Origin of the sequence: Neobacillus sp. D3-1R (genome assembly GCF_052180215.1) — a bacterium.
GTDB lineage: Bacteria > Bacillota > Bacilli > Bacillales > Cytobacillaceae > Pseudoneobacillus.
Window position 1 is genome coordinate 3,831,983 of sequence record NZ_CP197471.1, and the last position, 25,509, is coordinate 3,857,491.

Consider the following 25,509-nt stretch of genomic DNA (forward strand, 5'->3'; position numbering starts at 1 on the left):
AAAAGAGCCAAAAAAAACACAACATATCCATTCGTTTTTAACGATTTGAATATGTTGTGTTTAAATGTGTTTTTACAACGGAATATAATTAGCTGGATTTACAGCATTTGATTTTGCGTCATTCCAAGGTCCCTTATGGATTTCGAAGTGTAAATGTTGACCTGTAGAATCACCTGTATTACCCATTATACCGATTTGCTGACCTTGTCTAACAACGGCACCCTCTCCAACCATACGAGTACTCATATGGGCATAGACGGTTGTATAGATTTGACCATCAATGGAGTGGGAAATAAATACACAATTCCCATAACTGCTTGAATAATAAGATCGAATAACGACCCCATCTGCTGCAGCCCAGATTGGAACATCCGCGCGATTGGCAATATCAGATCCATAATGAACGGTTCCCCAGCGTGCACCAAACCCAGAAGTATACACCCCGTTTGCTGGTCTAATAAATTTCCCATTAGAAACAGGTGGAGTATAGGTTTGTCCTTTTTTCGCCGCTTCTCGTTTTTGTCTTTCAATTTCAGCAATACGTGCTTTCTCTAATTGAATTGCCTTTTGAATCGCTCTTGCTTGAGCAGCTAAGAGCTCTTCTTTCTCTTTAGACTCTAACAGATACTCTTCTACTTCTTTTTCCTGTTCCTTTAATGAAGCCATTAACTTATCTTTTTCAGCTTTTTGAGCAATTAGCTTCACTCTCATTTGTTCTAAATCTTTTTTCATGTTTTCAAGATTCGAGAGTTTTTCTTGCACTTCAGTTTTCTTTGTTTCAAGCAGTTCTTTATCTTCTTGGTGTTTCTTTAAAATATCTTGGTCTGCCTCCATAATCGTGGCAACAGCGCTCATCCGATCAATAAAATCACTAAATGAATGAGCACCCATTAATACGTCTATGTAGCTTACCATCCCACCCGTTTCTTGGAAGTTACGGGCTCTATCTTTCAAAAGTTCATTGCGCTTGGCAATTCGCTCTTCTAATTCTTTAATTTCTACTTTTAATTGTTCAATTTCTTTGTTTGTAGCATCAATTTGTTGGTTTTTTTCCTGAATTTTATTTTCCGTATCCGTAGTGGCCATATCGATACGTTTCATTTCTGCTCGTACCTTTGATTGTTCACCCTGTATACGGTCAATTTCATCATTTGCCTTTTTTATTTCAGATTCTACACTATTACGTTCATTAGATACTTTATTTTTTTGACTATTTAAGTTTGATAGTTTACTAGCTAGTGCGTCAGTTGGAGCCCCTGCTATTAAACCACTAGCACCAATCATTGCGGCAACTATGACCATCGATAAAGTTCGTTTCATTTCCGATTTCTCCTTTCCACTTCAACAGTTGTACAGGTAAATCGTGGATGTTTGTTTTTTTTATTTAGGATGGTTATTTCAACCCTAGGCTTGTCCAATTTTTACACATATGTAGAGAAAGGACATTTGGAAAACATCCTTTCTCTAAGTCATGTTATATTTTTAAAAACTTTCTCACGGACATTAAACTTCCCCAAACTCCAATTAAAGCTCCTAGTGCAACGAGTACAAATGAAACTTGATAAATGAATGGGTCGAATGGGATCAGTTGCATAAAGTTGCCCTGTAGTTTAGGTTCAAGATAATCGTATAAATAATAATAAGCTGAGGATACAACTAAAATCGGAACAACCGCACCTAGAATACCTAACCATAAGCCTTCAAGGAAAAAGGGCCAGCGGATAAAAGAGTTTGTTGCTCCTACTAATCTCATAATCTGTATTTCTCTTCGACGTGCAACTATCGTAATTTTAATCGTATTAGAAATAAGGAACATGGCTGTAAAAAGTAATCCAATAATGAGGGCTAGGCCGACATTTCGGCTGGCACCAATAAATTTAAACAACTTTTCCACTTGACCTTGTCCATATTTTACTTTTGCCGCATAATCTAATTTTTCAATTTGCTTGGCTACTTTCATCGTGTCAGTAGGCTTTTTCGTTTTAACAATGAAAACATCATTCAAAGGATTATCCTGTTCAAACAGTTTAAAAGCTTTTCCTTCCTCACCAAGACTGTTTATCAAATTATCTAATTCCTTCTCTTTTGAAGAATAGAGAATCGATTTCACCTCAGGGATTTGGTCAATTTTCTGCTTTAATGCCTGCTGATCCTTATCGTTTGCGGCCACATCAATATGAACGCGAATCACAACATCCTCTTCAATGTTTTTCGCTACTTGATTTAAGTTCATCATAATCACGAAAAAGACTCCAACTAGGATTAGTGTCACTGTTACGGCACTAACGGAAGCAAAGGTCATCCAACCATTACGAGCCAAGCTTTTTAAACTTTCTCTCGTATGACGGCCAAGAGTTCTAATTTTCATAGCCGTAATCACCTCTTTGTTGGTCACGAACAATTTTTCCACCCTCGATGGCAATAACGCGGTGTTTGATTGTGTTGACGATTTCTCTGTTGTGGGTGGCCATCACAACGGTTGTACCTCTGGTATTGATTTCTTCAAAAATATTCATAATTTCCCATGAAGTCTCTGGGTCCAAGTTACCAGTTGGCTCATCGGCAATTACTACCTTTGGAGAGTTTACAATCGAACGTGCAATGGAAATCCGTTGCTGTTCTCCACCTGATAACTCTGTTGGGAAGACGCGTGCTTTATGCTTTAAATTAACAAGCTCAAGTGTTTCCATAACTGCTTTTTTAATGTACTTAGGGTTTTCTTCAATTACTTCTAGCGTAAACGCTACATTTTCATAGACTGTTAGCTTTGGCAACAGCTTAAAATCTTGGAATACCACACCAATATTTCGGCGTAATAATGGTACCTTTTTCGGTCTAAGCTTGGAAAGGTTAACACCATTGATAATGATATTTCCAGATGTTGGAATTTCTTCGCGGTACATCATTTTAATAAACGTTGATTTACCAGCACCACTTGGGCCAACCACATAAACAAATTCACCTTGCTTAATATGAACATCAATCCCATTAACCGCTCTTACGCCGTTTGGGTACTGTTTATAAACATCTTGCATTTCTATCATTTATAATCACCTTATGGGTATTAAGTATTTTTGTTTCGACATTTTTTGCATCAGGAAAAATAAAATGACAATAGCCTGCACCTTTTTAGCGCACAAAACCATTATAACATCATAATCTGACAAAATAACCGCCAAAAATATTACAGTTTCTTTTCAATATTGTCGAAAAGTGGAAATGAAACCCTCTCCTACCAATGATATAAGGGGAAATCGGGACTTTTTTCTCTAGAAATTTTTATTTCGATAAACGCGCGATGCCAGTCTAAAGTGTCTGATAAATTGAAAAAGTAGTCCGATAAATGAAAATAGTTGTCCGATAAGTTCCCATAAAGTGTCCGATAAATTTCATACTGTGTCCGATAAAATGAGATCGACAGTTTTAAAAAATAAAAAAAACGCCCTGTACTAAACAGAGCGTTAAAGATATTATTTCTTTGAAGCTAACCATTCAGCAACAGCTGAAGCTTCTTCACCTTTTAATAGTCCACCAGGCATACCGCCACGACCATTTAAAATCGTGTTTTCAATTTCTTCTTTTGATAAACGAGAGCCTACATCACTAATTTTTGGTGCTGCCCCACCGCCATTTAAGCCTTCACCATGGCAAGTTGAACATTTTTGTGCGGTAATTTTTTCGGCATCAACTGTATCTCCGCCAGCAGCTTGGTCATCTCCGCCGCCGCCCCCACAAGCAGCTAAAGCTAACACTAAACCAGTTCCCATTACTAATCCTAGAAGCTTCTTTTTCACAAGGATCCCCCTTAGAGTTAAAATATGGTATAACTACCTAAATATTATATCAATGTTACGGACGTTTGAAACCCTCACCTAGCACCTCTGAGGCGTCCATAACGACGATAAACGCAGTCGGGTCAATGCTTTTCACTAATTGTTTCAATTTTGTGAACTCCGTTTGATCGACCACACACATCAGAATAGGTCTCTCATGGTCCGTATAACCACCATATGCTGATAGTTTTGTCACACCACGGTCTATTTTATTCAAAATTCCTTCTTGAATTTCTGCTTGCTGGTTCGAAATAATCATCGTCATCTTGGATCGCCCTAATCCAACCTGAACAAGGTCAATGGTTTTTGTCGTAACATATAAAGCAATGAGAGCGTAAAGACCACGTTCGATATCAAATACAATGGCCGCCGATAACACAATAAGACCATCGATGATAGCGACACATGTCCCTAGTGTTAAGCCTGTATACTTATTAATAATTTGCGCGGCAAGGTCTGTACCGCCTGTTGAGGCTTTTCCGCGAAAAACTAATCCAAGTCCTAACCCAACTCCAATGCCTCCAAAAAGAGCTCCTAAAAGAGGCTCCATGGTCCACGGCTCTAGATTTTTTGTCGATAAAACGATAAATGGAAGAAAAATGGTTCCAACCAATGTTTTAATTCCAAAATGTTTCCCAAGTAAAAGTACTCCCGCTATAAAAAGTGGAATATTAAATGCCCATTGCACATAGGCAGGTTCCCAGCCTACTACCGAATCTAAAATGGTACTAATCCCGCTAACCCCTCCAGAAGCAATCCGATTTGGCAACAAAAACACATTAAAAGCAATACCAATCACGGCCGAGCCAGCTAATATGTATAAATATTCAGATATCCATTCTATCTTTGGATGAAGCTGAAGTTGAAAAAAGCCTCGTTTTCGTTTCATATATGACATCCCCTTATGTACTTGAATAGCCTATTTTTGGTTCTCTTTTGGTAAAAATTAGTAGTATTTTTTCAAAAAATCCTCTATGTATTCATTTTTCACCGAGAGTGAGTATAGCACGGGGCTTGTTGTGTGTAAATAACATTAGACTAACGTATTAAAGGGTTAAATAATTCTGGGTTTCTTTGGCTTAGGGTGTGATAGGGAAAGGCGTTTTATCCTTATTTCAGAGAGAGAGTATTTTAAGTCATAACAACCCAAACATTTATGCTATAATTTTTGAAAAAGGAGGTGAGGAAATGGAGAAATTATTGCAAGAGTTAATGGAGCAAATGAATAATGGTTTTTCAAAGATAGATAAAAGATTTGATAAGCTTGAAGTCCGTATGGATGGGCTGGAACAAAAAGTGGACAAGCTCGAAGTTCGTTTTGATGGGCTGGATCAAAAAGTGGACAACCTTGAAGTTCGTTTTGACGGACTTGATCAAAAAGTGGACAACCTTGAAGTTCGTTTTGACGGGCTGGATCAAAAAGTGGACAAGCTTGAAGTTTGTTTTGATGGGCTGGATCAAAAAGTGGACAAGCTTGAAGTTCGTTTTAACGGACTTGATCAAAAAGTGGACAACCTTGAAGTTCGTTTTGATGGGCTGGATCAAAAAGTGGACGGACTCGAAGTTCGTTTTGATGGGCTGGATCAAAAAGTGGACAAGTTAGAAGGCAAGGTAGATAAACTAGATATGAGCATTGTTCGATTAGAACAAAAGGTTGACGATAACACTACCGAGTTCCGCAGTCATTTTAAATACATTGAAGATAAACTTGATATTCATCAATCCAATTTTGACATCGTCGCCAACAAATTAAAACTTCACTAGCCCCTGATTTTACCTCTAGGCAAAGTAAATGAATAAATCCCAAATAATAACAGCCTTTGCCAAATTTCTATGATGGCAAAGGCTCTTATTTTTTACGCTAATCGAGATCTTAAATAAGCATTAATAAAGTTATCCAAATCCCCGTCCATTACTGCTTGAACGTTTCCACTTTCCGTGTTGGTACGATGGTCTTTGACCATGGAGTAGGGATGGAAAACATAGGAGCGGATTTGACTTCCCCAACCGATTTCTTTCTGCTCACCACGGATTTCGAGTAATTGCTTTTCTTTTTCTTCAATTTCTCGTTGATATAGCTTCGCTTTTAACATTTTCATCGCTTGTTCACGATTTTTAATTTGCGAACGTTCTGTTTGACATGTAACCACAACACCAGTTGGAGTATGGGTAATTCGAACGGCGGAGTCTGTCGTGTTGATATGCTGTCCACCGGCACCACTTGCACGATACGTGTCAATTTTCAAATCCTCGGTGCGAATGTCGATTTCGATTTCGTCGTTGAACTCAGGCATAATCTCACAGGAAACGAATGATGTGTGGCGACGGCCAGACGCATCGAATGGTGAGATACGTACAAGTCGGTGAACTCCTTTTTCCGCTTTTAAATAACCGTAGGCATTATGACCTTTAATTAAAAGTGTTACACTCTTGATTCCTGCCTCGTCACCTGGTAAATAATCGAGTGTCTCGACCTTAAAACCACGTTTTTCTGCCCATCGTGTATACATGCGCAGAAGCATCGAACCCCAGTCCTGAGACTCTGTACCACCTGCACCTGGATGCAACTCCAGAATGGCATTATTTTTATCATAAGGCTCGCTTAAAAGCATTTGCAGTTCATATTCATTGAGACGCTCTACAAGCTCTTTTAATTCAGCTTCTAGGTCCTCCTGAAGCTCCGCATCTTGCTCTTCTTTCACCAACTCAAAGGTAAGCTCAAGGTTCTCCTGAGATTCACTTAAAGAATGATATTCATGCACTTGGTCTTTTAATGCGTTTGACTCATTGATATACGTTTGGGCCTTTTGCTGATCATTCCAGAAATCAGGCTGAAGCATGATGTCATCTAACTCAGCAATACGAGCCTCTTTATTTTCAAGGTCAAAGAGACCCCCTAAAGTCTGCTAATTTTTTAGCTGTTTTTTCTAGTTCATTACGAATTTCTGCTAATTCCATACCAGTCACCTCGGGAAACTTTTTCATATTTATTATATCGACCAGAAATCAATTGGTCATACATTGAATGTATTTGCGTTTTTTGAACTTCACTCTAAAACGCATAAAAAGAGAGTCGGCAAGAGCTGAAAAAGCTTTGCTGGCTCCCTCTTTAACGCACTAACGCAACGGGGGTCAGACCCCCGGCACGATAACGCTTTATCGCACTACTGTGGTGGGGGTCTGACCCCCGGGGCTTTAAAGTGGTAAAGCGCGCTCCACTCTAGTTACTTTTATTTCCCTTTTCCGCAGCAGTTTTTGTATTTTTCGCCGCTTCCGCAGATACATGGGTCGTTACGGCCAACGTCAATAGACTTAGTGACAGGCTTTTTCTTCACCTTGCCGCCTTCGCCTTCTTTCGGATCTACTGCATGACCTTTCGCAACCTCTTGGCGCTGCAAGTTGTTACGGATTTCCGCTTTCATCACGTATTTAGCAGCATCTTCTTCAATAGAAGCAATCATGTTTTCAAACATCGCAAAGCCTTCAGACTGGTATTCACGAAGAGGGTCAATTTGTCCATACGCACGAAGGTGGATACCTTGACGCAACTGATCCATCGCATCAATATGATCAATCCACTTAGAATCTACAGAACGAAGAACGATAACCTTTTCGAATTCACGCATTTGCTCTTCAGTTAGCAATTCTTCTTTCTCGTTATAGCGCTCCTTCACCTTGGCAAAAATCGTTTCCACCATATCCTCTGGGTCTTTACCATTAAGGTCATTTAAGGTAATGTCGCCTTCATGTAGAAGATTACCATTTACATAATCCACAACACCTTGTAAATTCCAGTCTTCAGAATCTTCATCTTTTGGCGTATGAGCTTCCACATTGCGCTCAATAGAAGCTAAAATCATCGCTTCGACAATTTCACGAAGATTTTCAGCATCGATGACATCATTACGTTGTTTATAGATAATTTCACGCTGTTGGCGTAAAACATCATCATAGGATAATAGCTGCTTACGAGCATCGAAGTTATTACCCTCTACTCGTTTTTGCGCAGATTCAACGGCTTTTGATACCATTTTACTTTGAATAGGCTGGGTATCATCCATACCTAAACGCTGCATCATCGCCTTCATATTGTCAGAACCAAAGCGACGCATTAATTCATCTTCCATAGATAGATAGAATTGCGTTACCCCTGGATCCCCTTGACGTCCTGAACGTCCACGAAGCTGGTTATCAATACGACGAGATTCATGGCGCTCTGTACCTACAACCGCTAAACCGCCAAGCTCTAAAACGCCTTCACCTAGCTTAATATCCGTACCACGACCTGCCATGTTCGTCGCAATTGTTACCGCACCGCGGTGGCCCGCTTCTGCGATAATTTCTGCTTCACGTTCATGGTTTTTCGCATTCAAGACATTATGACGAATGCCTTTTTTCGTTAAGTAGTTAGAAATTAATTCTGATGTTTCGATGGCAACCGTACCAACTAGGACAGGCTGACCTTTTTTATTACGCTCCGCAATGTCCTCACAAACCGCACGGAATTTCCCGTCCATTGACGCAAAAATTAAATCTGGACGGTCATCACGAATAACTGGTTTATTCGTTGGAATCACGATAACGTTCATATTATAGATATTACGGAATTCTTCTTCTTCCGTTTTCGCTGTACCTGTCATACCAGACAGCTTTTCATACATACGGAAGTAGTTCTGGAACGTAATCGTTGCCATGGTCATACTTTCGTTTTGAACCTCTAGGCCTTCCTTCGCTTCAATCGCTTGGTGTAAGCCTTCACTATAGCGACGTCCCTTCATTAAACGACCCGTAAATTGGTCAACGATGACGATTTCGCCATCCTGCACGACATAGTCTACATCAAGATGCATACTTGCATGTGCTTTTAACGCTTGGTTAATGTGATGGTTTAAGGTTACGTGTGAAATATCAAATAGGTTATCAATTCCGAAGGCACGTTCACTTTTATTGATACCTTCCTCTGTTAATTGAACACCCTTTGTTTTTTCATCATACGTATAGTCCGTATCCCTTTTTAACATTCGAACAAACGCATTCGCCTGAATGTATAGGGATGTTGATTTTTGTGCAGTACCAGAAATGATCAAAGGAGTACGCGCCTCGTCGATTAAAATCGAGTCAACCTCGTCAATAACGCAAAAATATAATCCGCGTTGTACCTTTTGATTTTTATAAAGAATCATATTATCACGTAGATAATCGAAACCAAATTCATTGTTGGTTCCGTACGTAATATCGGCCGCATAAGCCTCTTGCTTTTCTTCCTTAGTCATACTGTTTAAGTTAAGACCAACGGTTAAGCCAAGAAACTCATATAGCTGACCCATTTCTCTCGCGTCACGGCTTGCTAAGTATTCGTTTACCGTGATAACGTGAACACCTTTCCCAGAAAGAGCATTCAAATAAACAGGCATCGTTGCGGTTAAGGTTTTACCTTCCCCTGTTTTCATCTCAGAAATATTTCCGTCGTGTAAAGACGCACCACCCATAATCTGAACAGGATATGGATACAAGCCTAATACACGGCGAGCCCCTTCACGCACAACAGCGAACGCTTCTACTAATAAGTCATCAAGTGTTTCACCATTCTGGTAGCGCTTTTTGAACTCCTCTGTTTTTTCACGAAGCTGGTCATCTGTTAATTTTTCCGTTTCAGAAGCTAATGCCTCTACTTGATCAGCTATTTTCGTTAACTTTTTTAACTCGCGTTTATTTTGATCAAACACTTTATTTAAAATCCCAAGCATGATAAACGCTCCTTTATATATTGAGATAAGAAGATCACTAGAAAGTTCAAGTACCTCTGTATGTTTTTAGCAGGTGGCTTTTGCACCAGAACGATCCATAAAAAAAATCCAATGTAAGTACATTCGCTTTCCTTATAGGAGAATCCTCTTAAAATCATTCGATTTATTCCCTATCCATATTACCACTTCCGCCAAAGAGTGACAACAAATGTACAGATTGGGGGAGAGTTTGGGCGAATATGTCCTTTTTTTATAAGGCTCTTTTCTGAAACTTTGTTTCTTTTGTAACTTAAATAAAGCGATTTCTCAGTATAGGATGATAAAACTCGTATGAAAATCAAGAAAAGAGCTGCTCACTTATTAAGAAAAGCTGTAAAAATCCGGCTTTTGGGATTTTTACCAAAACAACATTCTATAAGAAAACAACTTTTTATCAAAATCAGCCTACAACCATTGTGTTATTATTACCATATTTATCCCGTAATAGCTCTCTTTTTATTGAGTGAATTTTTGGAAGTTTTTTCGAAAAAGTACGCCGTGTATCATTTATCGAAGCATGCCACTCCCCGAAAAAAACAACAACCAACAGCCATAAAAGCGGTTGGTTGTTTTCTTTTATCTTTTACTTTTCTTACTTCCTACCTTCACCCATTCCTTCAACCCACTAACCTCTTTCCAAAGCTCAAGATAGTTCTCCGCGTAACCAACAGCCTCTTCCTTACTTCCAAAAGAATAGTATTCTTGGATGGTAGCAGCAGGTAATTTCTTTTCGCCGGTTACATAATCGATTACAAAGCGATTTGTCTTTAAAGCTTCCTTCAAAAGGTTTGATGCTTTAGGAGTAAATCCATTCTCCAGCAACTCCAATAACAGCTCATTATACAATCCTTCTGTTGTTTCCTCCGGATATCTTTTCAGCAGCTCCCGAGCTTTTCCAAAAATCTTCTCCTTCAAGTAAGAAATAAATAACGGATATCTTACTCCTTGGTTATCCATTGGGTTTAAATCTAACATTTCTTTAAAATGTTTGATGGCGATCATATCGTATCCTTGGGATTGAACGGTAAGAGCATAGTTGGCTTTGGCTCGCATGTACGGTCTTGTTTCAAGAAGTCCCCAGAAGTAGCCTTTGTTTTCTTTAAAAAACTTTTTGTCACCTAGCTCTTTTTCGGCGATTTTCATCGCTTTTTCATAAAAATCGAGTCTTAAAATGGGCTGTTCCACTTCTTCCGCTAAAATATTATAGGCATCAGCCATGTTAGGGTCGAGTTCCAGTGCTTGACGGGCTAAGTCGAAGCGCTTTTTCCCGCTTGCTTCAAATGCCTGATAGATAAGATCCTGCGCTTGTCCCTTTTTTGATTTGGGTTTACTTGATTTCGTCTTTTCAGGTTGCTGTAAGAACGTTTGCAAGAATTCATTTGCTTCTTCCATAGATTCAAATTCTTTGCCCTGGATTTGTGACATGACATCCTGTAAAGCCTGCTCTGTTACATGCGAGACAGAGGCTGGAACGTTTTTGGTGAAGCCGATGTTCGGCACGCTTGGCTCAATGGCCGCTTTTTCAAAAAATGGCATGACTACTGCATCCAATTCTGGTTCTAAGACATTGTACATTTCGTTAAATTTGGCTGAGATGCTGCCGACGGCAACTTCGAATTCCCCAGCCAGCTGTTTCTGTGTAAAAAGTGCTTCATCGGCCATGATGGCACCAACAAAGTATTGTACGGCTGCCGCATATAGGTTAGGCTTTTTCAAATTTTTCGGATCTAGTTGACAATATCTATGCCAAAGAGCAAGTCCAATTGCCACCAATTTAGGCATTTGATTCATTTCTTCCATTTTTTCTATAAAAAGGTCCGCTACATCTTGATGGATCGGTAACGGCCAGTCGAAGGACTCTGTTATCCCGTCACCACCTAAGTGCGGCATCATATCAAGTAATTCTAAAAATTCTTCAGCTAAAAATTCATCAACGGTTTCATAAGCCTGGCTCGAGTATTCAAATTGATCCTTCACATAGTTCATACAATCACTTGCTTCGAGTCTACCAAATGGATATGGTCCTGGAAAAAAGGAGAAGTTGTCTTGGAAAGGAAGAACCATCCCTAGAACATAGGTACCTTTATTCAATTCAGAAAGCTCAAAATGGCTATGAATTTTAAATTTCTTTTTACGAAGAGTATCCGATAAAAGAAGATGATTACCTTCAATCTCTTCAACTACACCTGCAGCCACAAAGGCATTTGCCCAAGATTGGAGAGCCAGCTTTAAGGTCGGGCGCTTCAGTTTCCCAGATTTATAGTGAATGAATTTTTGTAAAATGGTTTGTTCATCGTCTAACGGAGAAAAAAGAATAAACCATATCGTATGAGTAAAAGCATAGTATTCTATCTCTTTTGGGTCATGCAGTTCTAAAATGTCACAAAGATCCGCAAAGTCATCTTCTAAGTCTTCTCTATAACGAGCATCCGCAAAATCTAGTAATTCCCTTTGCAAATCGGCTAAATCAGAATCAATCAAACGTTTGATTGAAATGACTTCTCCCTTACTCTCACAACACTTTTTGAACTTTTTGCCACTTCCGCATGGACATGGATCATTACGTCCGGTTTTCTCAGTCATCTGTTGGTCCCCCTTCTTCTATTAAAATTTCCTTTAGCCAGTCTTCCAATTCTTGTTTAGCAAAATCGTATTGAAATCGATTCCACTCATCCCAGAGGTCAGTTTCATATAATGCATCTTTAAAATTTCGGAAAGGTTTCGGTCTGTTTAATGCTTTATATTATTATTTAGTCTAGTAAATTCACTTTATAATCTCCTACGTTATGTTTTATATTATCATTTTCGGCAGATTGGTAGAAATATATACATGAAAAAACACCAATCCCCTTTGTTAGGATTGATGTCTATTAATCAGCTATATAAACCAAATAAATAATAGAAAGGACTACAAGCATGCCCCAAAATAAAGCTATCCATATCCAATGATGATGATTGAGTAATAGGAATTCCTCCCTTTCCGATTTTTGTGGAAAGGGAATCACATTTTTATTCTTCATTTAAAATTGTTCCAGCTTTCTTATTTTGCACCTGCTTCATAACTTCCTCTAATTTAACGTCTACTACACTAGCATCTTCAATATGCTGAAGAATCATTTCATTTACTTCATCAAAAATGTGTTTTGTATCGGAAATTTCACTCATCACTTGTTCTGAATATTCTTTTTGTTCCTCAATTTTTCCATTCACTTCGCTGACTTCAGTTTCAACGTGATGGATAACCGATATGATATAGCCAATTTTATTGGATGTGTCCTTGCTTAGCTCAATACCTTCCTTTACAAGGCCTGTACTGCTCGTGGTGGATTTGAGTGTATCTTGAATATCTTTTTGGATATTTTGCGTTAGCTGGCTGATGTTATTGGTGCTGATGGCTGTATTTTCGGCAAGCTTGCGAACCTCTTCCGCTACCACCGCAAAACCTTTGCCATGATCACCAGCTCGAGCCGCTTCAATCGATGCATTAAGTGCTAATAGATTGGTTTGATCGGCAATGTCTTTGATCACCTTAACAATCATTTCAATCTCTCTCGAACGCTCATTTAATTGATTCATTTTTTTAGAGGTTTCCTCGAGTTGTTCACCAAGTTGAGTGATTAACTCTTCTACTTTGGTTACATGCTCTTTGCCTTCATCAGATTTGGTCACCATATCTTTCGCTGACTGGATGAGGTTGTCCCCTTTTTGAAAAAGCTCATCCGAGTTGTCAAAGGAAAGCTGACTTAATTCATTGACCTTGTCAAAGCGGTCTTTAATTTTGCCAACTAATTGCCCCATAACATGATGCTGGCTGTTTACAATTTCATGCTGCTCAACGGTTCGGGATAATTCCTGATTGAAACGTTCTAGAAACACCTCGAAAAAAGCTTCCTTTTCGCGGCATTCTAAAAATATCTCATCAAACTTGTGTTGCCATTCCTTTTTCTCTTCTTCTATAAGGGTTAAGCGTTTTTTAGTGTTAAACATAAGGGCCTCCACAGCTCATTTTTTAAAAAGCAATGTTCCTACTTTTTATTTCCGATTCTAAAATCATGATAAAATCCGATTCCAGTTGATATTTTATAGCTGAATAATAAGTATGTAATAAACTTTCGTTATCTAATACAAGAAATGAACTCATTATTGGTCGAACCCCAGTTCCATTAGAGTGATTTTCCATCTTGATTTGATTTTACCAATTATTAAAGTTACGAAATGTGACCGTTATCACTATATAGAGAGTAATAAATAAATTTTATCAGACACAAAATCGATTTTATTGGACAGCTATTTAAGTTTATTGGACAGGTCTTTCCTGTTTATCGGACACTGGTGATAATTCTGAAAATTCAGCCTGTTTTAAAACACAAAAAAGCAGCCCCCCTCACGGAGACCGCCTTACCCTATTACCCTTGTTTCTTCATATATTCCAAAATTTCTAAATCAATCTTCCCTTGTGCTTGCTCACGATTTTCGAAGTTTTCTGTATGGATATAAGTTTTCAATGCACCTAATAACTCTACACCTTCACGTAAATAGCCTAATCGAGTAAGGTTTGCTGTTAACTCTTCCTCCACAGCACCCTCAACGACCGCTACATTCTCTTCCTTTGTAGGCGCAAAATACAACTGCTGTAAATGATAGATTCGGATTAACTCCTTAATCGGCTCTGGATGGTCATCAACACGCAAATCAATATAGCGGTCATTAAAGCCAGCATAGCCACCCTTATCCTTTACAACCAATAGCGCGGCAGATTGTTGACCACGGCTGTCGCCACCCGCTTCTTGTCCAGCAGCTAATGCTGCTAATAAACGTTCCGCCAAGCTACCTTCTTTCGTCGTAAACACATCCGCCATCGCCTGAACGGTGCTTTCATCTACTAAAATATTACCCTGTGCCGCAAAGTTTGGCCCCATTACTCCGCCAGCCCAGCTATAACAGCCTTCACCAGTAAAAGTGGCTGGGTTACCTTGAGCATCGATTAGCCCAACTTGACGAAGATGCTGATCAGAATCATCCCCTATTAAAATTGCCAAAGCTTCTTCAGCTGTTTTCCCTTCTGCAAACAGTTCTAAAGCTCTAGGTCCATAAGTGGTATTTGCATACGATTGGGTGGCTACTGCCCCAACACCTGCCTTGGCAAACGGAACAACGGCCCCGACTCCAAGAAATTTCGATTGAACTGCAATACCCCACTCTTTTTCTATCGGATCATAACCTACGATGGAGAATGTCATTAAGATTCTACCTCCCACTTTTAATAGATAATGTTTCGACAATCGAAAGAAGAAATCCTTCTAATTTCAAAAACTTTATATAGGTAAATATATCCACATAAAAAACCCTGCACATAGGCAGGGCATTTGACTAGTTCTATATTTCTACTATCAATTTCGGCTCATTTTCTTCTTCATTTTCTTCCACATGAAGCTTGTAGCCGATTCCCCAAACCGTTTTGATATTGAGATTGATACTATTTTGCTTCAATTTCTTACGGATACGGTTTAAATGCGTATCAATCATGCGGTCATCGTCAAGATGTTCGTAACTCCAAACGACACGAAGTAACTCTTCACGTGTGACAACAGCATCCTGCTTTTTAACGAGTGTCCAAAGAATCGAGAATTCTTTCTTTGTAAAATTAAGGACTTTTTTATCGTAATGAACTTTAAAGGTAACTTTGTTCATTGTTAATAACCCGAATTGTATCTTATCTTCTTCTGCAGTTTTCTTAGCGGCTATGTGATCGAGTAAAACCCTAATTTTACATAGTAATACTGGAAATGTAGTCGGATATGTAATAACGTCATCCGCCCCTGCTTCGAAATACTTGATGGTCGCTTCCTCTGATAGGGGTTTTCCTAATACAATTATAATAGAATTTAATTTTTGCCTCATTTGTCGGCATAGCTCGAGGCTGTTTACATTTAATAGACTATGATTAATGATCACGATGTTCGGTTTCGATTCAATCGCGGTAATTAGTCCTAGTAAACCATTATTAAATGTTTGAACCTCGTAGTAATGTTCGAAAAATTGGGATAATTTATTACTCGATTGGTTATCTTCTTCAATTATCACTAATTTTTTTTCCATTAGTACTCCCCCATACAGTACTAAAGACACAGTTATGCCTTCGTTTTATCATATCACAATCCTTTCTGATAGAAAACAGTAGTTGACGGAATATGACATGTTTTTTTGGAAAATTTTAAAAATATTTTACGACAACGGATAATGACAAGCCACATAGTGGTTATCATCCGTTTTCACAAATGCTGGCGCTTCCTGACGGCATTTTGGCTGTGCATATGGACAACGTGTATGGAAATAGCACCCTGAAGGAGGATTAATCGGGCTCGGTACATCTCCTTCTAAAATAATCTTTGGTTTATCTCTTAATCTAGGATTCGGAATAGGATTGGCTGAGATTAAGGCTTGTGTGTACGGATGTTTTGGTTTTTCAAACAAGGAATCGGAATCTGTTAACTCCACCATTTTCCCTAGGTACATAACCCCAACTCGATCACTGATATGACGAACGATATTTAATCCATGTGAAACAAATAGATACGTTAACCCTAAACGATCCTGCAGGTCCTCAAGTAAGTTAACCACCTGTGATTGGATCGATACGTCAAGCGCAGATACCGGCTCGTCTAGGACGATGAGCTTTGGATTTAACGCCAAGGCACGGGCAATCCCAATACGCTGTCTTTGCCCACCGCTAAATTCATGCGGATAACGTCTCATATGAAATGCACTAAGACCAACTAATTCAAGAAGCTCTTTCACGCGATCTTCACGTTCTTGTGCATTTGACATTCCATGAATCTTCAACACACGAGAAATCGTTTCTCCTACACTTAATCTAGGGTTCAACGAAGAGAATGGATCTTGGAAAATCAGCTGCATATCACGTCTTGCTTCACGTAATTCATGGTCATTTAAGGAAAAAATATCTTTTCCATCAAATTGCACGGAGCCGCTTGTCGCTTCCAAAAGGCGTAATAGCACACGACCAGTCGTCGACTTACCACAACCACTTTCGCCAACAAGTCCTAACGTTTCCCCTCTTAAAATATCAAAGCTAACACCATCAACCGCTTTAACATGACCAACCGTGCGGCCAAATAATCCGCCCTTGATAGGGAAATGCATTTTAATATCATTCACACTTAATAGAACGTCTTTATCTTTTCCTGCTACTTTATCGTTTGTTTGAACTGATTCAACTACTCCATTCATGTCTATGCCTCCCAACGGTCCGTGTATTTCCAGCAGCGTACAACTTCGCCTTCACCTAAGGTTTGAATTTGCGGCATCTCTTGATGACAAAGGGATGTTGCATATTCACAACGGTCTGCAAAACGGCAACCAGCAGGTAGATTTAATGGATTGGGAACCACTCCATCAATCGCATACAACTTTCCTACTCGTTTTTCTGCACTTGGCATCGATTTTAACAGGCCTTCTGTATAGGGATGCTTAGGATTTTCAAAAATCGTATAAATATCACCTTGCTCCACAATTTGACCTGAATACATAACGACCACTCGATCAGCCATTTCTGCTACGACTCCAAGGTCATGTGTAATCAACATGATCGACATATTCGTTTGTTCTTTTAGCTTTTTCATCAGCTGAAGAATCTGATTTTGAATGGTTACGTCCAGTGCAGTCGTTGGCTCATCGGCAATCAACAGCTCTGGATTACACGCTAAGGCAATCGCGATCATGACACGCTGTCTCATCCCTCCGCTCAGTTCGTGAGGGTATTGATTAATCCGGCGTTCCGGTTCAGGAATTCCAACCAATTTTAATAGATTAACAGCTTCTGCATAGGCATCTTTTTTTGACTTCTTTTGATGAAGCATGATTGTTTCAGCAATTTGATCGCCGACCTTATAAACTGGGTTTAACGATGTCATTGGTTCCTGGAAAATCATTGAAATTTTATTTCCACGGATCGAACGCATTTCTTTGTCCGACTTTTCGAGCAAGCTTTCGCCATGGAACTTGATATCGCCTTCTAGGATTTTACCTGGAGGTGATGGAATTAATCTCATAATCGATAAAGAGGTAACACTTTTTCCGCTCCCTGATTCTCCAACAATGGCAAGAGTTTCGCCCTTTTTCACCTCAAAGCTTACTCCATCAATAGCAGGAACCGTACCATCTTCTGTATAAAAATAAGTTTTTAAATTTTCAACGGATACGACTGTATCTGTTTTGACTGTAGTAGTAGACATGTAAGTTCCTCCTATTCTTTCATTCTTGGATCAAGTGCGTCACGAAGACCGTCACCAATAAAGTTAACCGCTAATACCGTTAGTACAATGAAGGCACCTGGGAAAAGTACGATCCAAATATAATCCATAACGGTCGTTAATTCTTGAGCAGATGTTAACATGTTCCCCCAGCTCGGAGTTGGAGGTTGAATCCCTAAACCTAAAAAGCTTAGAGAAGATTCTGCTAAAATATTTGCTGCGATATCTAATGTCGCGATAACTGTGATCGGTGCAATTGCATTTGGCAGTACATGGTAGAAAATCGTACTTGCTTTCTTTTCTCCTGTTGCTCTGGCCGCTTCTACATAATCACGTTTCTTAATCGATAAGATTTCACCGCGAACGATACGCGCCATCCCTGTCCAACCAAAAGCACTTAATACTAAAACCGTTGACCATAAAGATGGAGTAATAATCGCTGCAACAATTAATAATAAGAAGAAAGTTGGAATCGATTGAATCGCGTCAACGATACGCATCATGATATTGTCAACCCAGCCACCGAAGTAACCAGATACTGCACCATACACAATACCGATCGAAACTGTACAAACCATCGCCAATAAGGCAACACTTAAGGAGATACGGGCTCCAAATAAAATACGTGTCCATACATCCCCACCCATGGAATCAGTACCCATGATATGCTTTTTACTTGGCGGTAAAAAGGAATCTAAAATGTCATATACATCAGGCGTATAGGGCGTTAATAGCGGTGCAAAAATTGCTAAGAAACACATAATCGAAAATACAACTAAGCCAACAACCGCTAATTTATTTTTTCGATAACGTCTCCAAATGACGGCTGCTTTACTTTCTAATTTCAATTCCTTCACATTGGTCTTTGGAGTTTTTAATTGAATAGGATTATTAACTGATGGATTCGGAACCCCCATTATTCTTGCTCCTCTCTAGTTCTTGCCTAATTGGATACGCGGATCCACAACGGCATAGAAGATATCTGCGATTAAGTTTGAAAAGACAACCATGACACCAGCAATCATCGTTGTACCCATGATAACCTGATAATCGCGGATGAAAATTGCATTAACGGTTAATCTTCCCATACCAGGCCACGCAAAAAGCTGTTCGATAAATAGGGCACCACCGAATAATGCTGGAAGCTGTAATGCTAGAATTGTAATAATAGGAATTAAGGCATTACGTAATGCATGTTTAAAAATAACCTTTCCTTCCGATAAACCTTTTGCTCTAGCTGTTCTAACATAGTCTTGCTTGATTACCTCAAGCATACTAGAACGCATGTAGCGCGATTTTGAGGCAATTAATCCAAATGCCAATGTTAAGGAAGGTAAAATTAAATGGTGAACACGGTCCCATAAATCAAAGGAATCAAAGTTTTCTCTCATACCTGATACTGGGAACCAAGATAATTTTAATGAGAAAAATAAAATAACCATTAAAGCGATAAAAAACGATGGTACGGCAATTCCTAAAAACGAATAGAACGTAAAGAAATAATCAAAAAGCGAATATTTTTTAACGGCGGAGTAAACCCCGATTGGAATCGCTAGGATTAGTGAAATAATAATTGCTGTTCCCATTAGTAATAAGGTTGCAGGAATTCTTTCCACTATTTTTTGCATAACAGGCTGACCATCCTGGAAGGAGTATCCTAGGTTTCCTTCTAAAACTAAAAGCTTTAACCATTTGGCATATTGGATATAAATAGGTTGATCCACACCTAATTGCTCTTTAATGGCGGAAAGGTCCTGCTCTCCACCAGCCTCAGGGTTCTCATACATAGCAGTTGGATCCCCAGGTGCCAGTGTCATTAATAAGAAAGAAATAATTGAGATGATAAACAGTAGAGGTAAGGCTTGAAGTGTTCTTCGAATAATATATTTAGTCAAAGGTCTCACTACTTTCTATTAGCTTAGTATTAAAATGTATGAATCTAGCTCCTATATGTAAATAGAAGACTTACTTTCAAGGTAAGTTTAGAAAAACGACAAGGATAAGTAATAGTTTTATATATTACAATACTAATTTCTTTTAAAAAGACAGCCGCAGCAACTCCTGTCGCTAACGGCCGCCAGTAATTCTACTTCTTATTTTCTTTTCTTAGCTGTTCCCCAGTACCAATCTTGTAGGTTGTATAATGGGTTAGCTAAAGATGTTTTAATACCTTTTAGGTCTTTGTCATGACCCATGTTCTTCATTGGGTGTACTGTCCAGATAAGAGTTGCATTTTCTGCCATGTACTTGTGCATGTCTTGGTAAATCTTGATACGCTTGTTGCGGTCTTCTTCTTGTAAATAAGAATCTAACCACTTATCGATTTTTGCATCCTTGATACGGTTACGGTTGTTACCTGGAGCTGTTGCAGTTGGGATGTTACTGCTGTGGAAGAAGCCTTTGTGTTCAACGTTTCCGTCGTAACCGCCCCATCCAAGTGCAAATGTGTCTAATTCACCCTTTGCATAACGATCAAGGAAGATAGACCATTCTAAACCACGTACGTTAATCTTAACGCCTAATTTAGCCCAGTTTTGTTGAGCAACTAGACCAATTTTTTCACGACTCTTGTTTCCGTTGTTGAAATAGAAATCAAATTCCATTTTCTTGCCGTTCTTTTGACGAACGCCATCTTTCAATTTCCAACCAGCCTCATCTAATAACTTAGCGGCTTTCTTTTGATCAAATGGTAATGCTTTTACTGCCGGGTTGTTTTGTGGAATCTTTGGATGGAATGGACCGCTTGCAATGTAAGCTTTACCTAAATAGATTTTGCTTACGATCGATTGACGATCTAAACCATATGTTAATGCTTGACGAACCTTTACATCATTAAATGGTGCAACAGCTTCGTTGAAGCCGATAAAGTCGAATTGACCGTAATCCCACTTCGTAATCTTAAGATCTTTATCTTTTGCTACCTGAGAAATCGTAGCTGGAGTTAAAGATTCTACCCAGTCAACGTCACCTTTTAATAGGTTGATTGCTTCCACGTTCGCATCTGGAAGGATACGTGTAACGACTTCATTTAAATATGGACGGCCATCCCAGTAGTTAGTATTTGCTACTACTACGATACGCTCATCTGTTTTCCACTCTTTAAACTTAAATGCACCTGTTCCGATTGGATGACGGTGGATGTAGTTGTTTTTGTTAAAGTCCTCAACACCCTTAGGGAATTGATGTTTTGGAATAATCGCTGCCGGGAATACGTTAGTTAGGATTAATGCATCCTTTTTAGCTAATTTAAATTCCACTTTATAGGCATTGATTTTCTTAACAGATTTAATCGATTCAAAGTCAGAGATATAGCTATTGATTGACTTTGGATTACGATACATATCGTAAGAGAACACAACGTCGTCAGCTGTAAATGGTTTACCATCATGCCACTTTACACCTTTACGAAGTTCAAACGTCCAAGTCATAGTCGCTTTATTATAAGACCACTTCGTTGCTAATGATGGAACAGGATTACCCTTTTGATCAATATTAATCATTCCATCATAAATCATCGATTGGATACGACCAGAAGCAGAATCCGATGTTGTGTAAGGGATTAATCTTACAGCATCTGAGAAAGATGTTAAGACTACCTTACCACCGACTTTGCTCTTATCTACTGTACGAGCTGCTGCATCGTCACCAGTAAAGAAAGCCATTCCGCTAAGTGCAATGGTTGAAGCTAAAGAAGTAACGAGAAATTTCTGTTTGATATTTTGCATCTTATTTGTTTCCTCCTATTCGTCTATGTTTATTTATTTCACTGTTACTGTTAGCTCTGCACCTGCACCGTCAGCACCTGCAACAAGAGTTCCAGTTAATGTTTTACCAGCAGTTTGTAAAGCTTTTACCTGAGCAGCAAGGTCTGCTACAGACACTTCTGTTTTTGTTTCTCCTTCTACAAGCGTTACTTTCGCCTCACCGCTTAATGTGAAGGACTGGCTCTTATATCCTAAGTCAGAGAAATCAAAAGTCACTTTATCTTTAGATACAGTGAACGCTCTATCCTCAACCTTAGAAATATAAGCTTCTAGCATTGTGATTTCATCAGTAGCCGTATTAGAGTATAAAGTACCTCCGAAGCTCACACCTGCTTTAGCAGAATAGTTACTGAATTCAGTGAACGTAAATGGTGTTTTAGGATCATTTGGTAGAGCCACTACAACAGCGTTTAATTTATAGTTCTTAACTGCGCCATTGTAAGTTAAATTTCCACCAGAATAAGCTAGTTTACCATCAAATACTTCTAGCCCTGCACCTGTTGCATAAGCAACTTCACCTTTTTTATTTAAAACTAAGTTAACGTCAGTTCCTTTAGCTAAGTTTCCAAGATCACCAGCTTGATCATCTAAGAAAATAGAAACGTTAGATGCCACTTTATAAGATTGGGATCCTGTATCGGTTTTCACGATTAAAATGTTGCCATTAACGCGATCCACGATTCCTGAACCTGTCTTATAACCATCTTTTACTTCCATGTATTTATCAATCGCCACTGCCGCATCTTCTCTTGTCACAACAGCATCTAAATCTGTATCGATGCTAAGAACACCTTTGCGCTCTAAGAAATAAAGATGATCGATTGGACGATTAGACCACGTTTTCTTGAAGCCAAGGCCATATGCTAGTCCTCTTGCTAAATCAGAGTAAGTGATCGCATTTTTCGGCTTAAACTGGCTCTTTTTATTAATGGTTAAAACGCCTGCACCGACTGCTTTTGCCACTGCCGCATTGTTTTTAACATCTGACACTTTTACAGACTTTGCTGCACTTAAATCCATAATTTTGCTAGAGATTTCAGCAAACTCTTGACGAGATAAGCCTTTTTCTGGATTAAAGTATGTACCGTTGTTTACAACAATACCCAAAGAAACTAATTTACTAATTGAAGCTTCACTTGCTGAACCACTTACATCATCAAAACTTACCGCTAACGCAGAAATACTAGTAAATGTAAGTGTTGTTGCTAGAGCACCTGTAACGATAAATTTCCGCCAATTTAACATAATTTGCCCCCTTAGGAATTTTTGAAAATAAAACTGGATCAGTAGAAAAGCTTCCCTCCTTTTTACTGGGTATATAAGAGTTGTTAGAAAATTAAGATATGTCTAACAACATTTATAGCACAAATGTCATAGGAATAAATCCTCAAAAAGTCAACATAAAAATAACAAATTGTACAACTTTTAGGATGTCCGATGTTTCTGTTTCCGAAAGAAAAAAGGCATTTTCTGGTTATTTTAAGTGAATTTTCGCGCAATTCAGACATAACTTTACATTTGTACACTACCGTTTACAAACAAAAGAGTAACTAAATTCTAACAAAATTCTAACGTTGGTTAATTTTGGGACATAAAAATTAGTTTTCTTACGAATAAAAAACTAGCTTTTCGACAAAAATCTACAGGGTGAAAAAGTAATATTTTCAGAAAATTCTATAATTGATAGGAAATACTTTTATGAGGAGCGAATTGATTATTTTAGAAATTTCTCAAGTTTGGAGAAGAATTTTATTTTTAAAAATTTTAGAGGAATAGAGTTTAGTGAATTTACTTAAGGGAATGTGGAAGAAGTGACAAAAGTGGTTCATCTCATTTTTGTGGAAAAATAAAATAGAAAAGGACCTACCCTTTTGGGGTAAGTCCTTATACATTTATTGAGCTTCAATTAATCCGTAACGCCCGTCTTTACGCTTGTAAACAACGTTTGTTTGATTAGATTCTGAGTTTGTAAATACATAGAAGTTATGGCCTAACATGTTCATTTGAAGAATCGCTTCTTCGCTGTCCATCGGCTTTAGATCAAAGCTCTTCGTACGAACAAGCTCTAAATCATCTTCTTCCACCTGTGGTGCTTCAGAAGCTTCATTCACCGCGAAGTAAGCTGGAATGTTTCCTTTTTCACGGAACTTACGGTTCACTTTTGTTTTATGTTTGCGAATTTGACGCTCTAATTTATCAGAAATTAAATCGATGCCCGCATACATATCATCGTTGGATTCTTCTGCACGAAGTACTAAATGTGGAAGAGGAATCGTTACTTCAACTTTAGCCTTTTTATCTTGATAAACTTTTAAATTCACATGGACATTTGCTTCAGGTGTTTCAGTAAAATAGCGATCCAACTTCGAGATTTTCTTCTCTACATATTCTCGAATAGCTGGTGTTACCTCAATGTTTTCACCACGGATTGCATAGTTCATAAGTGACTCCTCCTTAAAAAGACTATGTATTACATTTCTATTTTACCCTACCAAACTCCTGCTAAAACAGAAGAAAAAATAAATGTCACCTTTTTGTCGATAATTGTGGAATAATTCTGGAATTATTATCGGAGTGGCTTGACAATATAAATATAGTGGAAATAGTATGTTTGGACTTTGATGGTTTAGTCTTATATGAATATGGGTAAAAGAGTAATTTTATTCTAGATTTGTAGGAAAAAAGCTTTCCGCTTGGGGCGGAAAGCTTAGACAGTGTAAAGTGGTTTAAGTTTTTCTTGGATGGTTTGGCTCCAGGTATGAAATGCTGGGTATAATTTTTCTTGGATGAGTTGTTGCTTTTGAGTTTGGTTGGTGAATACGGGTTCAAGAAGTTGAGCTGCTTTTATGACTTCGTTGAACTGGTTTACTTCATTTGGGAATGTTGTTGCAAGTTGGCTGTTGGCATCCGCAATTTGGGCAAATGCTAAGAAGACGTCCGCAAGCACTTGATCCCCTTCGGTACGTTCGTAATTATTGAAGCTTTCTATAATATATTGGAAGGCTTCTTCAACGGTAGTAAGAAGCTCACTATATTGTTTAACTAAGCTGTATTGCTCTTCTGTTAAAGTTGTCATCGAGGCACCTATTTTCTCTTATCATAAAACATTCCATCCGTGGACAGACTTTGATAAGGATTCACGTATTTTGTGTTTGATTCTTTCTTGATAGTTAAGTCTTTGATGTCTTTTTGGATAAGCATTTTTTCTCGGGAAAGTAACTGAGATAGCCTTTGATTAAGCTGGATGAGTTGCTGGCCCAGTTGTTTTTCCTCATCCGTGTAGGGTGCTGATAGTTGCTGGAGAAGCTGCTCACGAGTTTCTAGAGCAGCTTCTACTTGAACTATTTTTTCATCACGGTCTATGTTGGATTGCAATTTTTGCAGCAGTTCCAGCGTACAGTCGTAAGCCTGCTTGACCATACTCACTACACTTGTCCACCTTGAGCATATTGCTTTTGGCGGTTCAACTGAATAACCTGCTTCCACGTATCACGGAACTCCGTTACAAGCTCTTCTACTTCGTTTAGAGCAGCAAGTTCATTTTTAATATTCGCATCTATTAATCTACGATTCATAAAATCGTAAAGAGACATCAAGTTTTGAGAGATTTCTTGGTCCATGTTGAGAGTAACCATAAGCTCTTGAACGATGTTTTGTGCTTTTTGGATGTTGGTGTTTTTTGCTTGAATATCCTTATCTTCAATCGCTTTTTTCGCCATGTGGATGAATTTTAGACATCCGTTATATAACATTAATGTTAACTCGCCTGGGGAGGCCGTGTTAACGGAATTCTGTTGGTACGATTGGTATGGATTGTTAACTGCCATGGGTAAAACACTCCTTTTTGTAAAGT

Annotated in this window: 23 protein-coding genes; 1 reads left to right on the forward strand and 22 read right to left on the reverse strand. The window is 38.6% G+C overall.

Annotation, left to right across the window (positions count from 1 at the left end):
* Positions 1-72 precede the first annotated feature (72 nt).
* The 5 genes from ACSBPO_RS19635 to ACSBPO_RS19655 all read right to left on the reverse strand — a co-directional run bounded on the left by ACSBPO_RS19635 (position 73) and on the right by ACSBPO_RS19655 (position 4,722).
* On the reverse strand, positions 73-1,320 hold the full coding sequence (locus ACSBPO_RS19635; RefSeq protein ID WP_442596278.1) for a PcsB-like coiled-coil domain-containing protein: 1,248 nt from the start codon (positions 1,318-1,320) through the stop codon (positions 73-75).
* Positions 1,321-1,474: 154 nt separating this feature from the next.
* A complete protein-coding gene (ftsX, locus tag ACSBPO_RS19640; protein ID WP_442596280.1) occupies positions 1,475-2,368 on the reverse strand; it encodes a permease-like cell division protein FtsX in 894 nt (297 codons plus the stop codon).
* Positions 2,358-3,044 carry a cell division ATP-binding protein FtsE gene (gene ftsE / locus ACSBPO_RS19645; RefSeq protein ID WP_442596282.1) on the reverse strand — a complete coding sequence of 229 codons (687 nt, stop codon included), beginning with the start codon at positions 3,042-3,044 and terminating at the stop codon, positions 2,358-2,360. Before ftsE ends, ftsX begins: the two co-directional genes overlap by 11 nt.
* Positions 3,045-3,470: 426 nt before the next feature.
* Positions 3,471-3,794: a c-type cytochrome gene (locus ACSBPO_RS19650; RefSeq protein WP_442596285.1), complete on the reverse strand. Its 324-nt coding sequence runs from the start codon at positions 3,792-3,794 to the stop codon at positions 3,471-3,473.
* Positions 3,795-3,849: 55 nt separating this feature from the next.
* A complete protein-coding gene (locus ACSBPO_RS19655) occupies positions 3,850-4,722 on the reverse strand; it encodes a YitT family protein (RefSeq protein WP_442596287.1) in 873 nt (290 codons plus the stop codon).
* A gap of 299 nt (positions 4,723-5,021) precedes the next feature.
* On the opposite strand from ACSBPO_RS19655, the gene ACSBPO_RS19660 reads away from it, so the two are divergent.
* On the forward strand, positions 5,022-5,597 hold the full coding sequence (locus tag ACSBPO_RS19660; protein ID WP_442596289.1) for a tropomyosin: 576 nt from the start codon (positions 5,022-5,024) through the stop codon (positions 5,595-5,597).
* A 92-nt stretch (positions 5,598-5,689) separates the two neighbouring features.
* Here the strand turns inward: ACSBPO_RS19660 and prfB are convergent.
* The 17 genes from prfB to fliS form a co-directional block, all read right to left on the reverse strand.
* A protein-coding gene (gene prfB, locus ACSBPO_RS19665; protein ID WP_442596291.1) for a peptide chain release factor 2 occupies positions 5,690-6,791 on the reverse strand; the annotation gives its coding sequence in 2 pieces (ribosomal slippage) (positions 5,690-6,718 and positions 6,720-6,791; 1,101 coding nt in all).
* A gap of 272 nt (positions 6,792-7,063) precedes the next feature.
* Entirely contained in the window at positions 7,064-9,580 is a 2,517-nt protein-coding gene (gene secA / locus ACSBPO_RS19670) for a preprotein translocase subunit SecA (RefSeq protein WP_442596293.1), read from the reverse strand.
* A gap of 615 nt (positions 9,581-10,195) precedes the next feature.
* Positions 10,196-12,202, reverse strand: coding sequence for an SEC-C metal-binding domain-containing protein (locus ACSBPO_RS19675; protein ID WP_442596296.1), 2,007 nt, complete (start codon positions 12,200-12,202; stop codon positions 10,196-10,198).
* A 426-nt stretch (positions 12,203-12,628) separates the two neighbouring features.
* The gene (locus ACSBPO_RS19680; protein WP_442596298.1) at positions 12,629-13,606 is read right to left on the reverse strand and encodes a methyl-accepting chemotaxis protein; all 978 of its coding nucleotides are present in this window, start codon (positions 13,604-13,606) and stop codon (positions 12,629-12,631) included.
* Positions 13,607-13,628: 22 nt separating this feature from the next.
* Positions 13,629-13,799, reverse strand: a complete 171-nt coding sequence (gene sda, locus ACSBPO_RS19685) for a sporulation histidine kinase inhibitor Sda (protein WP_442596300.1) — start codon at positions 13,797-13,799, stop codon at positions 13,629-13,631.
* Between the two features lie 226 nt (positions 13,800-14,025).
* Positions 14,026-14,859, reverse strand: coding sequence for a DUF1028 domain-containing protein (locus ACSBPO_RS19690; RefSeq protein ID WP_442596302.1), 834 nt, complete (start codon positions 14,857-14,859; stop codon positions 14,026-14,028).
* A 136-nt stretch (positions 14,860-14,995) separates the two neighbouring features.
* Positions 14,996-15,718 carry a response regulator transcription factor gene (locus ACSBPO_RS19695; protein WP_442596304.1) on the reverse strand — a complete coding sequence of 241 codons (723 nt, stop codon included), beginning with the start codon at positions 15,716-15,718 and terminating at the stop codon, positions 14,996-14,998.
* A 126-nt stretch (positions 15,719-15,844) separates the two neighbouring features.
* Positions 15,845-16,783: an ABC transporter ATP-binding protein gene (locus ACSBPO_RS19700; RefSeq protein WP_442600415.1), complete on the reverse strand. Its 939-nt coding sequence runs from the start codon at positions 16,781-16,783 to the stop codon at positions 15,845-15,847.
* An 89-nt stretch (positions 16,784-16,872) separates the two neighbouring features.
* Positions 16,873-17,874, reverse strand: coding sequence for an ABC transporter ATP-binding protein (locus ACSBPO_RS19705; RefSeq protein ID WP_442596306.1), 1,002 nt, complete (start codon positions 17,872-17,874; stop codon positions 16,873-16,875).
* An 11-nt stretch (positions 17,875-17,885) separates the two neighbouring features.
* Positions 17,886-18,809 (reverse strand): oligopeptide ABC transporter permease, encoded by a 924-nt coding sequence (gene opp4C, locus ACSBPO_RS19710; RefSeq protein WP_442596308.1) that lies wholly within the window; start codon positions 18,807-18,809, stop codon positions 17,886-17,888.
* Between the two features lie 15 nt (positions 18,810-18,824).
* Positions 18,825-19,787 carry an ABC transporter permease gene (locus ACSBPO_RS19715; protein ID WP_442596310.1) on the reverse strand — a complete coding sequence of 321 codons (963 nt, stop codon included), beginning with the start codon at positions 19,785-19,787 and terminating at the stop codon, positions 18,825-18,827.
* A gap of 198 nt (positions 19,788-19,985) precedes the next feature.
* Positions 19,986-21,617, reverse strand: coding sequence for an ABC transporter substrate-binding protein (locus tag ACSBPO_RS19720; RefSeq protein WP_442596312.1), 1,632 nt, complete (start codon positions 21,615-21,617; stop codon positions 19,986-19,988).
* A gap of 33 nt (positions 21,618-21,650) precedes the next feature.
* Complete coding sequence (locus tag ACSBPO_RS19725; protein WP_442596314.1) at positions 21,651-22,901, reverse strand: S-layer homology domain-containing protein; 1,251 nt, start codon at positions 22,899-22,901, stop codon at positions 21,651-21,653.
* Positions 22,902-23,548: 647 nt separating this feature from the next.
* Positions 23,549-24,097, reverse strand: coding sequence for a ribosome hibernation-promoting factor, HPF/YfiA family (gene hpf / locus ACSBPO_RS19730; protein ID WP_442596316.1), 549 nt, complete (start codon positions 24,095-24,097; stop codon positions 23,549-23,551).
* Positions 24,098-24,363: 266 nt separating this feature from the next.
* Positions 24,364-24,732 (reverse strand): hypothetical protein, encoded by a 369-nt coding sequence (locus ACSBPO_RS19735; RefSeq protein WP_442596318.1) that lies wholly within the window; start codon positions 24,730-24,732, stop codon positions 24,364-24,366.
* Between the two features lie 8 nt (positions 24,733-24,740).
* Complete coding sequence (locus ACSBPO_RS19740; protein ID WP_442600416.1) at positions 24,741-25,076, reverse strand: flagellar protein FliT; 336 nt, start codon at positions 25,074-25,076, stop codon at positions 24,741-24,743.
* 5 nt (positions 25,077-25,081) lie between these two features.
* Positions 25,082-25,483: a flagellar export chaperone FliS gene (gene fliS, locus ACSBPO_RS19745; protein WP_442596320.1), complete on the reverse strand. Its 402-nt coding sequence runs from the start codon at positions 25,481-25,483 to the stop codon at positions 25,082-25,084.
* Positions 25,484-25,509 lie beyond the last annotated feature (26 nt).

Excerpts from the sequence above, each read along its gene's own strand:
- ACSBPO_RS19635 (WP_442596278.1), bottom strand. The coding sequence starts at position 1,320 with ATGAAACGAACTTTATCGATGGTCATAGTTGCCGCAATGATTGGTGCT.
- ftsX (WP_442596280.1), bottom strand. The coding sequence starts at position 2,368 with ATGAAAATTAGAACTCTTGGCCGTCATACGAGAGAAAGTTTAAAAAGC.
- ftsE (WP_442596282.1), bottom strand. The coding sequence starts at position 3,044 with ATGATAGAAATGCAAGATGTTTATAAACAGTACCCAAACGGCGTAAGA.
- ACSBPO_RS19655 (WP_442596287.1), bottom strand. The coding sequence starts at position 4,722 with ATGAAACGAAAACGAGGCTTTTTTCAACTTCAGCTTCATCCAAAGATA.
- ACSBPO_RS19660 (WP_442596289.1), top strand. The coding sequence starts at position 5,022 with ATGGAGAAATTATTGCAAGAGTTAATGGAGCAAATGAATAATGGTTTT.
- secA (WP_442596293.1), bottom strand. The coding sequence starts at position 9,580 with ATGCTTGGGATTTTAAATAAAGTGTTTGATCAAAATAAACGCGAGTTA.
- ACSBPO_RS19675 (WP_442596296.1), bottom strand. The coding sequence starts at position 12,202 with ATGACTGAGAAAACCGGACGTAATGATCCATGTCCATGCGGAAGTGGC.
- ACSBPO_RS19680 (WP_442596298.1), bottom strand. The coding sequence starts at position 13,606 with ATGTTTAACACTAAAAAACGCTTAACCCTTATAGAAGAAGAGAAAAAG.
- sda (WP_442596300.1), bottom strand. The coding sequence starts at position 13,799 with ATGGAAAATCACTCTAATGGAACTGGGGTTCGACCAATAATGAGTTCA.
- ACSBPO_RS19690 (WP_442596302.1), bottom strand. The coding sequence starts at position 14,859 with ATGACATTCTCCATCGTAGGTTATGATCCGATAGAAAAAGAGTGGGGT.
- ACSBPO_RS19695 (WP_442596304.1), bottom strand. The coding sequence starts at position 15,718 with ATGGAAAAAAAATTAGTGATAATTGAAGAAGATAACCAATCGAGTAAT.
- ACSBPO_RS19700 (WP_442600415.1), bottom strand. The coding sequence starts at position 16,783 with ATGCATTTCCCTATCAAGGGCGGATTATTTGGCCGCACGGTTGGTCAT.
- ACSBPO_RS19705 (WP_442596306.1), bottom strand. The coding sequence starts at position 17,874 with ATGTCTACTACTACAGTCAAAACAGATACAGTCGTATCCGTTGAAAAT.
- opp4C (WP_442596308.1), bottom strand. The coding sequence starts at position 18,809 with ATGGGGGTTCCGAATCCATCAGTTAATAATCCTATTCAATTAAAAACT.
- ACSBPO_RS19720 (WP_442596312.1), bottom strand. The coding sequence starts at position 21,617 with ATGCAAAATATCAAACAGAAATTTCTCGTTACTTCTTTAGCTTCAACC.
- ACSBPO_RS19725 (WP_442596314.1), bottom strand. The coding sequence starts at position 22,901 with ATGTTAAATTGGCGGAAATTTATCGTTACAGGTGCTCTAGCAACAACA.
- hpf (WP_442596316.1), bottom strand. The coding sequence starts at position 24,097 with ATGAACTATGCAATCCGTGGTGAAAACATTGAGGTAACACCAGCTATT.
- ACSBPO_RS19735 (WP_442596318.1), bottom strand. The coding sequence starts at position 24,732 with ATGACAACTTTAACAGAAGAGCAATACAGCTTAGTTAAACAATATAGT.
- ACSBPO_RS19740 (WP_442600416.1), bottom strand. The coding sequence starts at position 25,076 with ATGGTCAAGCAGGCTTACGACTGTACGCTGGAACTGCTGCAAAAATTG.
- fliS (WP_442596320.1), bottom strand. The coding sequence starts at position 25,483 with ATGGCAGTTAACAATCCATACCAATCGTACCAACAGAATTCCGTTAAC.